Origin of the sequence: Streptomyces sp. CB01201 (assembly GCF_002803085.1) — a bacterium.
Lineage (GTDB): Bacteria > Actinomycetota > Actinomycetes > Streptomycetales > Streptomycetaceae > Streptomyces > Streptomyces hundungensis.
The window spans coordinates 107,384-121,156 of the sequence record NZ_NNBJ01000006.1 but is presented as its reverse complement, the minus strand read 5'-3'; the positions used below and the strand labels follow the sequence as shown (position 1 = coordinate 121,156).

Below are 13,773 nucleotides of genomic sequence, written 5' to 3'. Positions count from 1 at the left end.
GTGGCGGCGCCCGCGATGGGCACTTTCAGGTGCCTTCTTGTTCCGTCGGAAGGGGGCGCGGACGATCACTGGGGCCGGCGGAGTGGCTCTCCAGGGCTCCTTGTCCGCAGCCGTTCCCCTCGTGCAAGGTTGCCGTTCGCACAGTCCACCGGCTCTTAACCAGCTCTTCACCAGCTCGTCCGGTCGCCAACGACCGCCGTCTCCCTAGGACTTGCCATGCCTCCTGTCACCCGCCACCTCGCCGTCGTCGGCGCCGGCCCGCGCGGCCTCTCCGTACTGGAGAGGCTGTGTGCCAACGAACGCCGGGGGCCCTCCGCCGACGGCGTGATCGTGCACCTCGTGGACCCCCACCTCCCGGGCGCGGGCGCGGTCTGGCGCCCCGATCAGCCCGGTGAGCTGCTCACCAATACGGTCGCCTCGCAGATCACCGTCTTCACCGACGACAGCGTGCGCATCGAGGGCCCGATCGAGCCCGGCCCGAGCCTGTACGAGTGGGCGCAGAGCCTGGCCCTGCTCGGCGGCGACGGCGACTACGACGAGCGGACCCTGGCCGAGGCCCGCCGGCTCGGCCCCGACTCCTATCCCTCGCGCGGCTTCTACGGCCACTACCTTCACGACTGCTACCGCAGGATCGTCTCCCGGGCCCCGGCCCACATCGAGGTGCGCGAGCACCGCACCCGCGCCGTCGTGCTGTCCGACGCGCTCGGCGCGGCCGACGGACCGCAGAGCCTGCGCCTGGAGAACGGCGCCCGGCTCGACGGCCTGGACGCGGTGCTCCTCGCCGTGGGCCATGTCGGCACCCATCTGACGGCGCGTCAGCGACGCACCGCCGACCTCGCGCTCATTCACGGACTGACCTATGTCACACCCGCCAACCCGGCCGATGTGGACCTGAGTTGGGTCGAGCCGCAGCAGAACGTGCTGCTGCGCGGACTCGGCCTGAACTTCTTCGACTACATGGCCCTGCTCACCACCGGACGCGGCGGCCGCTTCGTCCGCGAGCGGGACCGGCTCGTCTACCGCGCCTCGGGCCTCGAACCGCGGCTGTACGCCTTCTCCCGCCGGGGGGTGCCCTACCACGCGCGCGGCGAGAACGAGAAGGGCGCCTTCGGCCGCTACTACCCGCGCCTGCTCACCGCCGAGTACGTCGCCCGACTGCGCGCACGCGCCGCGGCCGGGGAGCGGATCGGCTTCACCGAGCACCTGTGGCCGCTGATCAAACGCGAGGTCGAGAGCGTCTACTACGCCACCACGCTGCGCTCCCGGGGTGTCGCGAGCGATGTGGTCGAAGGCTTCACCGACCGCTACCTCGACCTCGACCTCGACCTCGCCGAAGGTGCCGGGAGTGACGAACTCCTGTCCGCACACGGCTTGGTGGCGGCGGACCGGTTCGACTGGGACAGGCTCACCGACCCCTGCGGCGATCTCGGCTTCGCCTCCCGGGACGAGTACCGGGACTGGCTGCTCGGCTATCTGCGGGCGGACGCCGAGGCGGGCCGCGCGGGCAACCTGTCGGGCCCGCTGAAGGCCTCCCTCGACATCCTGCGCGACCTGCGCAACGAGATACGCCTGGCGGTCGACCACGGCGGGCTCGACGGGGAGTCCCACCGCGACGAACTGGAGCGCTGGTACACGCCGTTGAACGCCTTCCTGTCGATCGGCCCGCCGGTGACGCGGATCGAGGAGATGGCCGCCCTGATCGAGGCCGGGGTGCTCACCGTCACCGGCCCGGGCACCGAGGTCAGGCTGGATTCCGCGGAGCCCGCCTTCATCGCCGCCAGCACGCGGGTGCCCGGGCGCTCGGTCCACGCGACGGCCCTGATCGAGGCCCGGCTGCCCGAGCCCGACGTGCGCCGCACCGAGGACCCGCTGCTGCGCCATCTGCTGGAGACCGAGCAGGCCGTCCCCTACCGCATCACCACCGCGCAGGGCACCGAGGTGGAGACCGGGGGGCTCGCGGTCACCGAGCGCCCGTACCGGATCGTCGACCGGCGCGGTCGTGCGCACCCGCGGCGCTTCGCCTACGGCGTCCCCACCGAGTCGGTGCACTGGGTGACCGCCGCGGGGGTGCGCCCCGGCGTCGATTCGGTCACCCTCGGCGACTCCGACGCGATAGCCCGGGCGCTGGTGTCGCTGCCCCGGCCCGACCTGACCCGAACGGACAGCCCGCGCCCGGACTCCGCCCGCCCGGACCTCCCGCGCGCGGTCCCCGGCGCGGCCCCGGTGTCGCAGGACCGCACCGAAGTCCCCTCCGCCGCGGCCGAGTCGGGCGTCGTGCGCGAGGTGATCGTGTGAGCGCGGGGAGCCGTCCCGAGCAGCGGGAGCCGGAGCCGGAATCCGGAGCGGGGACCGACGCGGGGCTGCTCTCCCCGGTCCGGGCCGGCACCCCCGTCGAGGCGGCCGTGGCCGACCTGGCCTGGCTCCAGGCCATGCTCGACGCCGAGGTGGCCCTGGTCCGGGCCCAGGCCCGGCTCGGCACCGTACCCGCCGGGGCGGCCCGGACCATCGCGCGGCTGGCCCGGGCCGACCGGTTCGATGCCCGCGCCCTGTCCCTCGCGGCCCGGGAGACCGCCAACCCGGTCGTCGGCCTGGTCAAGGCGCTGACCGGGGTGGTGGCGGCCGAGGATCCGGTGGCCGCCGAGTATGTGCACCGCGGCTCCACCAGCCAGGACGTGTTCGACACGGCGGCGATGCTGGTGGCGCGCCGGGCGCTCGGGCTGATGCTCGACGATCTCGGCCGCGTCGACCGGGCCCTGGCCCGGCTCGCCGCCCGGCACCGGGACACCCCGATCGCCGGACGCACCCTGGCGTTGCAGGCGGTGCCGACCACGTTCGGGCTGAAGGCGGCGGGCTGGCGCCAGGGGGTGCGGGACGCCGTCGACCGGCTGCGGGCCGTGCACGAGGGCGGTCTTCCGGTCTCGCTCGGCGGGGCCGCGGGCACGCTCGCCGGATATCTGGAGTACGCACGCCTCGACGCCCCGCAGGCCGCCGACGAGGAGTACCACGTCCGCCTCGCGGAGGCGTTCGCCGAGGAGACCGGCCTCGCGCGGCCCCGGCTGCCCTGGCACGCGCTGCGCACACCGCTCGCCGACCTCGCGTCGGCCCTGGCCTTCGCGGCCGGGGCGCTGGGGAAGCTGGCGGTGGATGTGCAGACGCTCTCCCGCACCGAGATCGCCGAGGTCGCGGAGCCGACCGCGGTGGGCAGGGGGGCCTCGTCGGCCATGCCCCACAAGCACAATCCGGTACTCGCGACCCTGGTGCGCAGCGCCGCGTTGCAGGTCCCCGTGCTGGCGACCGGGCTGCTCCAGTGCCTGCCGGCCGAGGACGAGCGCTCGGCGGGCGGCTGGCACGCGGAGTGGCTGCTGCTGCGCGAGTGCCTGCGGCTCACCGGCGGGGCGGCCCACACGGCGGTGGACCTGGCCGAGGGACTCCGGGTGGACCCCGAACGCATGGCCCACAACCTGGAGTTGACGGGTAGTCAGGTCGTGTCGGAGCGCCTGGCGGCCCGCCTCGCCCCGGTGCTCGGCAAGGCGGCCGCCAAGGAGCTGCTGACCCGGGCGTCCGAGCAGGCCCAGGCGCAGCGCAGGCCGCTGCACGAGGTCCTGCCCGAGCTGCCCGAACTGGCCGGACTCTCCGGACCGTCCAGAGCCGTGGGCCCCTGGGACCCGGCGGAGCTGCGGGCCCTGTGCGACCCGGCGGCCTACACCGGCGCGAGCGCACGGCTCGTGGACAGCGCGCTGCGCGAGTGAGGCCCGACGGGTCCGGCTCAGACGGGCCGGACCCGCAGCCGCGCACCGCCGACGCGGGCCAGGCGGGCGTGCCACCAGGCGGCCCGGTCGGGATCGGTGAGCCGGTGGCGGTCCAGGAGCTCGGGCGCGGGCTCGGGCACCGCACCCGGTACGGCCAGGAAGCCGTCGACCGGCCGCAGGGCCGCTCCGGCCGGTACGAGATCGCCGTCCAGCAGGCTCAACGTGCCGAGCCCGCAGGCGAATTCGAGCTCCGGAAGCGCGGCGGCCAGGGCGACCTGGGCGGACAGCCCGACACTGGTCTCCAGGGCCGACGACACCACACAGGGCAGCCCCGAGGCCTCGGCGACCTCCAGGGCGCGGCGCACTCCGCCGAGCGGCGTGCACTTGAGGACCGCGATGTCGGCGGCCCCGGCGACCGCCACCTTCAGCGGGTCGCCGGCCCGCCGGATCGACTCGTCGGCGGCTATGCGCACCTCGACCCGTCGGCGTACGGCGGCCAACTCCTCGATGGTGGCGCAGGGTTGCTCGACGTACTCCAGGCCGCCGGCGGCCCGGTCGAGCAGCCGGACGCGGGTGACCGCGGTGTCCACGTCCCACCGGCCGTTGACGTCGATGCGGACCTTGCCGCCCGGGCCCAGCGCGGCGCGGACCGCCTCGACCCGGGCCAGGTCCTCCGCCAGGGCGTCCGGGTGGTCGGCCACCTTGACCTTGGCCGTGCCGCAGCCGGAACGCGCCACCAGGTCATGGGCGCGCTCCGGGCCGACGGCCGGCACGGTGGCGTTGACCGGGATCCGGTCCCGCACCGGCGCGGGGCGGTCCCCGCCGATCTGCTCAAGGGCGGTGGCGAGCCAGGCCGCCGCCTCCGGGTCGCCGTACTCCGGGAACGGGCAGAACTCGCCCCAGCCGTGCGGCCCCCGCAGCACCATGCCCTCGCGCACGGTGATGCCCCGGAAGGCGGTGCGCATCGGGATCGCGTAGACATGGGCCTCGACGGCCTCGATGGATCCGTGCCGGTGTTTCATGCGGGGGTGACGGCTCCTTCTCGGGCGGTGGGCGGATCGGTGCGCCCGTAGAGCGTGCGGTGGGCGAGGACCTCGGCGATGTTCTCCTCGGCCCACACCCGGAGCGACCCGACGATCGGGATCAGGCTCGCGCCGAGTTCGGTGATGTAGTAGTCGACCCGGAGGGGTTTCTCCCCGTGGTCCACGCGCAGCAGCAGTCCGTCGCGCTCCAGTCCGCGCAGCGTCTCGGTCAGCACCTTCTTGCTGACGTCGGGCATGGCCCGGCGCAACTCCCCGTACCGCATGGGCGATTGGGACTGGAGCAGGTGCAGCAGGACGGGTGTCCACTTGGTGGTCAGGATCTCAAGGACCCAGCGCGCCGGGCAGTCGTCCGGGGGACAGTCGTCCACGACGTCCGGGCGTTCCCCACGGTGCGGGAACGCCCGTCGCCGAGCGTGCTGCTCGTGCGCGGAGATGGTCGTCGCCATTCGGCCTCCCTGGTCCGTTCTCTGGTGTGGTGCCAGGCGATCCGCCGCAGCGGGCAGCGGACGCCTCGTACTGTTCGCGCAGCCGGCTCCTGCGGAGCTTGCCGATCCCGGTCTTCGGGACGTCGCTCGGGTCCACCGGGACGATCCGGGTGGCGTTCAGGCCGAGCCGCTCCTCGACGCGGCGGCGGATCAGGGCCTCGGCCTCGGCGGCACCGACGGCGCCGCGCCGGTGGAAGAAGACGGCCAGCTCCTCGCGCCCGTCCACGGCCACCGGGCCGGCCACCGTGTACGACGGGGTGACGAAGTCCAGTTCCTCCACCACGGCCTCGATCTCGTGGCTGTGACACGTCACGCCGCCGCACTCGATGACGTCGTCGGCCCGGCCGGTGACGGTGAGCCGGCCCGACTCGACGAAGGCGCGGTCGCCGGTGCGGAACCAGCCGTCCGCGGTGAACGACCGCAGGTTCTGCACCGGGTTGTCGTGATAGCCGCGGGTGACGGCCGTGCCGGACACCTCCAGGTGGCCCGGTGTGCCCTGCGGGACGAGGTCGCCGTCGTCGTCCACACAGCGCACCGCCGTCCCCGGCTGCGGCCGGCCGACGGGTACGTACCGCTCGTCGCCGGCGGCCGGCTCGAAGCGCATGTCGATGACGCCGGACGAGGTCTCCGACATGCCCCAGCCGGGATACATGACGTCGGATCCGAGCCCGAAGGGCCGCAGCAGGTCGAGGAAGGCGCGCACCACCGTGGCCCGCACCGCCTCGCCGCCGTTCATGACGTAGCGCAGCCCGCTCAGGTCCAGGGACCGGCCGCGCAGCCGGGCCGCCTGGTCGGTGAGCAATTGGAAGGCGAAGTTGGGGGCCCAGGTGGTGCACACCCGGTGCCGGTCGGCGACCGTTAGCCAGCGCAGCGGGTCCTGGAGCACGTACGACCGCGGCGCGTGCACCTGGTAGGCGCCCAGGTAGACGTCCCTGAGGTGGAAGAGCACCAGACCGCCGACGTGGTCCAGCGGCATCCAGTTGAACGAACGGGTGTGCACGGAGAGGCCGTTGGCCTGCGCGGTGGCGGCGCTGCGGGTCAGCAGATTGCGGTGGGTGAGGGGGACGGCCTTGGGCGTGCCGGTCGAACCGGAGGTGAGCAGCAGGACTGCCGGATCGTCCGGCCCGGCCCGGTGCCACGACCGGTCGGGCAGGTGCGAGAGCAGCCGCCGGGTGTCCCCGGCGAGGGCGCCGGGCCAGCCGGGGTCGGAGCGGGTCGCCGGGGCGACCGGCTGCCCCGCGCCGAGTACGGTGCGGGGTCTGCCGTAGCGGGTCCACACCCGGTGCAGCTGCTCGGCGCCGGACGCGGGGCCGGCGGCGGGTCCGCCCGGGGTGCCGGGTTCTCCCGCGGCCACCGGCATCGGCACGAAGCCGCCGAGCACACAGCCCCAGAAGGCGGCGATCAGCTCGGGCTCGGACCGGATCTGGAGCAGCACGGTCTCCCCCGGCGCCGTCCCCGCCGCGCGCAGTCCGCCGAGGATCCGGGAGGCCGCGTCGAGCAGTTCGGCATAGCTCATCCGGGTCTCGGTGCCGTCCGCGTCCAGGAAGCAGAGCCCTTCGGGGTTGCCCTGCCGGGCCGCCGACCGGAGCGCCGAGCCGAGGTCGGCGTGGGCCGGGCGCGGTGCGGGGCCGCCGTCGAGGAACGAGAGGTCCGCCCTGTTCATCCGGTGACCTTCTCCCTGCGGAACTCCCTCGGGGTGACGCCGTAGCGGTCCCGGAAGAGGCGGCTGAAGTGCGAGGCGCCGTAGAGTCCGGCGCGCTCCCCGATCAGCGCGACCGGCAGGTGCTCCAGGCGCGGGTCGGACAGCTCGCAGCGGCAGCGGGCGAGCCGCTCGTCGCGGATCCAGCGAGCCGGGCTGGTGCCGTGCTCGCGGAACATCTTCTGGAGGTAGCGCAGCGAGACGTTGTAGCGCTTGGCCACCAGGGACGGGGTCAGCTCGGGGTCGGCGAGCCGTTCGCGGACGTAGGCCTGGATGTGGAGCATCAGGGACTGCCGGGCGGCGTCCGGCTCCGCGACGGCCGACCGCATGCGTTCGGCGAAGAGCGCGGCCGCCAGGCCCACGATGCTGCCGCCGAACAGGTCGAAGGCGGTCTCGATCTCGTCGCCGTGCCGCTGGAATCCGCCCAGGAGCGTGGACATGAACGCGGCGATGCCCTGTTCACCGCACCACGGCCGGGCGGTGAGACGGGCGGCGTCGGCGGTCGTCAGGCCCATCGACCGGTGGGTCACCACCGCCTCGACGAGCCGGAAGGGCTGCGGCATCACCAGCTTGAAGGGACGGGAGCTGTCGAGGCAGATCAGCTCCGGGGAGCGGACCGTGGCATGCCTGCCGTCCTGCCACAGCAGCGCCTCGCCGGCCAGCGGGCGGATCACCCGCAGGACCCCGGGGCAGCCGGGGTCGATCAGCCGGGCGGGGCGCACGAGTTCGGCCGGACCGCCGGCCACCAGGCGCACGCTGATCTCGCCGAACCGGCGGCAGCGGGTGGTGTCCCGCAGTTCCTCGTCGTGGCTTCGGACGATCTGCACCGTCCCACAGCCGTCGGGAGCCCGGCCGGCGCTGACCGATTCGGTGCTGTGGGATCTCGACTGGCTCAGGACCAGCATCTTCTTGCCCTCCCCGACAATGTCCGGATGACATCAGTGACGTCATGACGCCAAGGACAGAGAAACATTCTCCGTTTCCTTTTTTCTACTGGGATCGGAAGCTTCGATCGACGGTACGGAGGATCCCCGGGGCGTCAACGCGCGTCCTTCGTGGGCGAATTGGAGAGAAGTGCTGCGCATTTCGCGCATTCCGGGTGGGGCGGCTGCTCTAGTGTCCGGTTTCTTCTGATTCAGAAAAGAGGCACATGAGTATGGTTTCCGGGCCCCGGCTGCGCGTCGACCTGTCCACCTTGCCCCGCTACATTCCGGGAAGGGCGGCCGTGGGAGACCCCGAGTACAAGCTGTCCTCCAACGAACTGCCCTATGAGCCGCTGCCGTCGGTGCGGGAGGCGGTGCGTGCGGAGCTCGGGCAGTTCCACCGCTACCCCGACCCCGGCAGCACCGAGCTGGTCGCCGCGCTCGCGGAGCGGCTGCGGGTGCCCGGCGAGCACATCGTGCCGGGGACCGGCTCGGTGGCCGTCACCCACCACCTGGTCCGCGCGGCCGCGGGCGAGGGCGACGAAGTCCTCTTCGCCTGGCGCTCGTTCGAGGCCTACCCGCTCATCACTTGGGCGGCGGGCGCCACGCCCGTGCAGGTCCCGCTCGCCGCGGAGGGCCACGATCTCGACGCGATGGCCGACGCGGTCACCGGCCGCACCCGGCTGATCTTCGTGTGCAACCCCAACAACCCCACCGGCACCCCCGTGCGCCGGGCGGAACTGGACCGGTTCCTCGACCGGGTTCCCCGCGATGTGCTCGTCGTCCTGGACGAGGCGTACCGGGAGTTCGTCCGCGACCCCGAGGTGCCCGACGGCATCGAGGTCCATCTGCGCCACCCCCATGTGGCCGTGCTGCGCACCTTCTCCAAGGCCTACGGCCTGGCCCGGCTCCGGGTCGGCTACGCCGTGGCACACCCGCCCGTCGCCGCCGCGCTGCGCGCCTGCGCCGTGCCGTTCGGGGTCAGCGGCCCGGCGCAGGCGGCCGCCCTCGCCTCGCTGCGCGCCGGGTCCGAGCTCGACGAGCGGGTCGAGCGGATCGTGCGTGAACGCGGGCGCGTCGGGGGCGAGTTGCGGGCCCAGGGCTGGCAACTGCCGCACAGCGAGGCCAACTTCGTCTGGCTGCGCCTGGGGCGGCGCACGGCCGCCTTCACCGCGGTGTGCGAGGACGCGGGGCTGATGGTGCGCCCCTACCCGGACGAGGGCGTGCGGATCACGATCGGCACCCCCGCGGCCAACGACCGCTTCCTGAAGGTGGCCGGCGCCTGGCAGCACTGACGGCCCGGCCCGGCGGCCCGGCCCGGCCCGGCCCAGGCCGTGGCCTGTCCGGCGGCCCGGTCCGGCGGGCCTGTCCGGCCCTAGCCGAAGAGCCGGGCGAACTCGTCGTGGAAGGCGGGGAACGTCTTGCTCACACAGGCCGGGTCGTCCAAGGTGAGGCCGGCGGCGCGCAGCCCCAGCACCGAGAACGCCATGGCGATCCGGTGGTCGCGGTGGCAGGCGATCCGGGCCGGTTCCGAAGTGCCCGGGTGCACGGTGAGCCGGTCGGGCCCCTCGGCCACCGTGATGCCGAGGGCGCGCAGATTGCCCGCCACCGCCGCGATCCGGTCCGACTCCTTCAGCCGGGCGTGCCCGATGCCCGTGATGGTGATCGGGGCGTCCGCGAGGGGCGCGACGGCGGCCAGGGTCATGAAGGTGTCGGAGATGTCCCCCATGTCGACGGTGAACCCGCCCCGCAGCCGGCCCGGGCCGCTCACCTCGGCGCCGGCCGCGGTCATCCGCACCCGCGCACCGGTGCGTGCCAGCACCTCAAGGAAGCGCAGATCACCCTGGAGGCTGCCCGCGCCGAGCCCCGGCACGAGCACGGTGGTGCCGGTGACCGCGGCCGCGGCGAAGAAGTACGACGCGGTCGAGGCGTCCGGCTCGACGGCCAGGTCGGTGGCCAGATATCCCTCCGGCCGCACCCGGAACGTGCCGTCGCGCCGCTCGACGTCCGCGCCGAAGCGCCGCATCAGCGCCAGGGTCATGTCGATGTAGGGGCCGCTGACCAGATCGTGGGCGTGGATGGTCAGGGTCTCGCGGGCCAGCGGCGCCGACAGCAGCAGACCGGTCAGGTACTGGCTGCTGCTGGAGGAGTCCAGGTGCACGTCCCCGCCGTCGAGCCCGCGCCCGCGCACCATCAGGGGCAGTCCGCCACCCGGGCCCGGCACCACCGCCACCCCCAGCCGCCGCAGCGCGTCGGCCAGCGGGTGCAGCGGCCGGGCGCGCAGCTGGGCCGAGCCGTCGAACAGGATGTCCCCCTGCCCGGCCGCCGCGAACACCGGCAGGAAGCGCGCGGCCGTGCCCGCGTCCTCGCACCACACACTGGTGGTGCGCAGGGGCGCCCCGCCCAGGCCCGTCACCCACCAGTCGCCGTCCGCCTCGCGCACCGGGGCGCCGAGCGCCTCGACGCCCTGGCGGAAGGCCACCGTGTCGTCACTGACCAGGGGCGCCCGCAGCCGGGTCGTGCCGCGGGCGGCCGCGGCGAGCAGCAGCGCCCGGTTGGTGATGCTCTTGGATCCGGGGATCCGGGCCACCCCGGCGGCCAGGGTCGCGGTGCTCACGCCGCCTCCTGGAGCACGCGCCGGGTCATGAGGCTCTCGTCGACCTGCCGGGACATCTGCTCCCAGGACGCCTTGAACGCGGCCAGCGCCTCGCGGGCCAGACGGTCCGTCAGCGCGTCGAAGTCGATGCCGAAGCAGGGCAGCGCGCCGAGCACCCGGCGCGCGTCGTCGTACGTGCCCGCGATGCGACTGCGCCCGTCGGCGCGGCCGTGGTCGGCGACGGCCCGCAGGGTGGCCGGCGGAACGGTGTTGACGGTGGCCGGGGCGGCCAGCTCGTCCACGTACCGGGTGTCCTCGTACGTCGGGTCCTTGACCCCGGTGGAGGCCCACAGCAGGCGCTGCGGGCGGGCGCCGAGCGCGGCCAGCCGGCGCCAGCGCGGACCGGCCACGACCTCCTCCCAACGTGCGTACGCCAGGCGGGCGTTGGCCACCGCGGCCCGGCCCCGCAGGGCCCGGGGCTCGTCGCCGCCGGCCCGGTCGAGCTCCCGGTCGACCGCGGTGTCGACCCGGCTCACGAAGAACGAGGCGACCGAGGCGATCCGGCTGAGGTCGTGGCCCGCCCGATGGGCCTGTTCCAGGCCGGTCAGGAAGGCCTCGGCGACCCGCGCGTACCGCTCCCGGGAGAAGATGAGCGTGGCGTTGACGTTGATGCCCTCGGCCAGCGCGCCGGTGACGGCCCGCAGGCCCTCGGGGGTGGCCGGGATCTTCACCATCAGATTCGGGCGGCCCACCTCGGCCCGCAGGAGCCGGGCCTCGGTGAGGGTGGCGTCGGCGTCGTGGGCGTGGGCCGGATCCACCTCCAGGGAGACATGCCCGTCCTCGCCCCCGGTCTCCCGGTACACGGGCTCCAGCAGGTCGGCGGCGCGCCGCACGTCGTACGTGGCGAGCTCGCGCAGCGCGTCCCGGGCCGAAGCGCCCTTGCGGGCCAGCACGTCGAGGTGCGGGGCGTACGCCTCGGCACCGCTCGCCAGGGACTGGGCGAGGATGGTCGGATTCGAGGTGATGCCCAGGACGCCGTGCCCGGCGACCAGTTCGGCGAGGCTCCCGTCGTGCAGGTCCGCCCGGCTGAGGTGGTCGAGCCAGAGGGAGGTGCCGGCCTGCCGGAGGCGTCCGATCGGTGTACGGGTCATCGGGCGCTCCTGCGGGCACGGTCCACACTGGTGCGGGCGGCGGCGGCCACCCGCTCGGGAGTGATGCCGAACCGGCGGTACAGGCTCTCGTACGGAGCGCTTGCGCCGAACTGCTCGATGCTGACGGCCTGTCCGGCGCCGCCGAGCAGCGCGTACCAGCCGAGCGCGCTGCCGGCCTCCACCGAGACCCGGGCACTCACCTGGGGCGGCAGCACGGCGTCGCGGTACTCCTGGTCCTGGTCGGCGAACCATTCGAGGCAGGGCATCGACACCACGCGGGTGGCGATCCGCTCGTCCTCCAGGATGCGGCGCGCCGCCAGGGCGATGGCGACCTCGCTGCCGGTGGCGATCAGCAGGACCTGGGGCTCGCCGCCGGACGCCTCGGCCAGGACGTAGCCGCCGCGCGCGGCGAGGTCGGCCGGGGCGAGGCCGCCGTGCGGGCCGCGGTCCAGGACCGGAACGTCCTGCCGGGTCAGCGCCAGGCCCACCGGCCGGTCGGCGCGCTCCAGCAGGGCGCGCCAGACGGCGACGGTCTCGCCCGCGTCGGCGGGGCGGACCACGTCGAGACCCGGGATGGCCCGCAGCGCCCACAGGTGCTCGACCGGCTGATGGGTGGGGCCGTCCTCGCCGAGTCCGATGGAGTCGTGCGTCCACACGAACGTGACGGGCAGGCGCATCAGCGCCGCGAGCCGCACGGCCGGCCGCATGTAGTCGGAGAAGACCAGGAACGTGCCGCCGTAGGGACGCGTGCCGCCGTGCAGGGCGATGCCGTTGAGGATGGCGCCCATGGCGTGCTCACGGATGCCGAAGTGCAGGGTGCGGCCGTAGCGGTGGCCCGGGAAGGCGGCGGTGGCGTGCTCGTCGGGCAGGAAGGAGGGCTCACCGCGCATGGTGGTGTTGTTGGAACCGGCCAAGTCGGCCGATCCGCCCCACAGTTCGGGCAGTACGGAGGCGAGCGCCGAGAGGACCTCGCCCGAGGCGCGCCGGGTGGCCACCTGCTCGCCGGGCTCGAACCGGGGCAGCGCCCGGTGCCAGTCCCGGGGCAGCTTCCGCTGCGAGATGCGGGCGTGTTCGGCCGCGCGGTCGGGCTGCGCCTTCTGCCAGGCCTCGAACTCCCGCTGCCAGTGCGCCCGCAGCCGTGCCCCCCGCTCGGTCGCTCGCCGGGTGTGCGCGAGCACCTCGTCCGGCACCTGGAACGTGCGGTCCGGGTCGAGACCGAGAAGCACCTTGGTGGCCGCCGCCTCGGCCGCGCCGAGACGCGCCCCGTGGATCGCGCCCGTGTCCTGCTTGCCCGGCGAGGGCCAGCCGATCACCGTGCGCAAGGCCACGAGCGAGGGCCGGTCGGACCGGTCGCGCGCCTCGGCCATGGCCCGGTGCAGCGCCTCGACGTCCTCGGCGTAGCCGCCCGTCGCCGTCCAGTCCACCTGCTGCACGTGCCAGCCGTAGGCGCGGTAGCGGGCGAGGACGTCCTCCGAGCTCGCGACCGCCCGGTCGTCCTCGATCGAGATGCGGTTGTCGTCCCACAGCACCACCAGGTTGCCGAGGCGCTGGTGGCCCGCCAGCGAACTGGCCTCGTGGCTGATGCCCTCCTCCAGGTCCCCGTCCGAGGCGAAGACCCACACGGTGTGGTCGAAGGGGGACGTGCCCGGCTCGGCGTCCGGGTCGAACAGGCCCCGCTCGCGCCGTGCGGCCATCGCCATGCCGACCGCGTTGGCGAGCCCCTGGCCGAGCGGCCCGGTGGTGGTCTCCACTCCGGGGGTGTGGCCGTACTCGGGGTGCGCCGGCGTCGCACTGCCCTCGGTGCGCAGCGCCTTGAGGTCGTCCAGGGCGAGCGGGTAGCCGGCCAGGTAGAGCTGCGTGTAGAGGGTCAGGCTCGCGTGCCCGCAGGACAGGACGAACCGGTCACGCCCCTCCCAGGTGGGATCGGCCGGGTCGTGCCGCAGCAGCTTCTGGAAGAGCAGATGGGCGGCGGGGGCCAGGCTGATCGCCGTACCGGGGTGGCCGTGGCCCGCCGCCTCCACCGCGTCGATGGCCAGGCCCTTGGCGACGTCGACCGCACGGCGGTCGGCGTGCGTCCACTCCGGGATCTCGACGGGATCCGGCGCGGTCAGTTGAGCGGTCATGGTT

Annotated in this window: 10 protein-coding genes; 3 read left to right on the top strand and 7 right to left on the bottom strand. The window is 74.2% G+C overall.

The window, feature by feature from the left end:
- Window positions 1-216 precede the first annotated feature (216 nt).
- Window positions 217-2,295, top strand: coding sequence for an FAD/NAD(P)-binding protein (locus CG740_RS14645; protein ID WP_100575559.1), 2,079 nt, complete (start codon window positions 217-219; stop codon window positions 2,293-2,295).
- Entirely contained in the window at window positions 2,292-3,749 is a 1,458-nt protein-coding gene (gene pcaB, locus CG740_RS14640) for a 3-carboxy-cis,cis-muconate cycloisomerase (protein WP_100575558.1), read from the top strand. Before CG740_RS14645 ends, pcaB begins: the two co-directional genes overlap by 4 nt.
- Before the next feature lie 17 nt (window positions 3,750-3,766).
- On the opposite strand, the gene CG740_RS14635 is transcribed toward pcaB, so the two are convergent.
- From CG740_RS14635 to CG740_RS14620, 4 genes are read right to left on the bottom strand one after another with little or no spacing between them, the layout of a single operon-like run.
- Entirely contained in the window at window positions 3,767-4,771 is a 1,005-nt protein-coding gene (locus CG740_RS14635) for an o-succinylbenzoate synthase (RefSeq protein ID WP_100575557.1), read from the bottom strand.
- A complete protein-coding gene (locus tag CG740_RS14630; protein WP_199846446.1) occupies window positions 4,768-5,160 on the bottom strand; it encodes a winged helix-turn-helix transcriptional regulator in 393 nt (130 codons plus the stop codon). Before CG740_RS14630 ends, CG740_RS14635 begins: the two co-directional genes overlap by 4 nt.
- Entirely contained in the window at window positions 5,114-6,940 is a 1,827-nt protein-coding gene (locus tag CG740_RS14625) for an AMP-binding protein (RefSeq protein ID WP_100575555.1), read from the bottom strand. Before CG740_RS14625 ends, CG740_RS14630 begins: the two co-directional genes overlap by 47 nt.
- Window positions 6,937-7,881: a helix-turn-helix domain-containing protein gene (locus CG740_RS14620; RefSeq protein ID WP_100575554.1), complete on the bottom strand. Its 945-nt coding sequence runs from the start codon at window positions 7,879-7,881 to the stop codon at window positions 6,937-6,939. The genes CG740_RS14625 and CG740_RS14620 overlap by 4 nt, the downstream gene beginning before the upstream one ends.
- A gap of 251 nt (window positions 7,882-8,132) precedes the next feature.
- Here CG740_RS14620 and hisC point away from each other — a divergent pair, with 251 nt between their 5' ends.
- Window positions 8,133-9,194: a histidinol-phosphate transaminase gene (gene hisC, locus CG740_RS14615; protein WP_442802829.1), complete on the top strand. Its 1,062-nt coding sequence runs from the start codon at window positions 8,133-8,135 to the stop codon at window positions 9,192-9,194.
- 80 nt (window positions 9,195-9,274) lie between these two features.
- On the opposite strand, the gene aroA is transcribed toward hisC, so the two are convergent.
- Genes aroA through tkt form a run of 3 tightly spaced genes read right to left on the bottom strand, consistent with a single transcriptional unit; the run spans window position 9,275 to window position 13,769 of the window.
- Window positions 9,275-10,516, bottom strand: coding sequence for a 3-phosphoshikimate 1-carboxyvinyltransferase (aroA, locus tag CG740_RS14610; RefSeq protein WP_234376259.1), 1,242 nt, complete (start codon window positions 10,514-10,516; stop codon window positions 9,275-9,277).
- Window positions 10,513-11,646 (bottom strand): transaldolase, encoded by a 1,134-nt coding sequence (gene tal / locus CG740_RS14605; RefSeq protein WP_100575552.1) that lies wholly within the window; start codon window positions 11,644-11,646, stop codon window positions 10,513-10,515. The genes aroA and tal overlap by 4 nt, the downstream gene beginning before the upstream one ends.
- Entirely contained in the window at window positions 11,643-13,769 is a 2,127-nt protein-coding gene (gene tkt / locus CG740_RS14600; protein ID WP_100575551.1) for a transketolase, read from the bottom strand. The genes tal and tkt overlap by 4 nt, the downstream gene beginning before the upstream one ends.
- Window positions 13,770-13,773 lie beyond the last annotated feature (4 nt).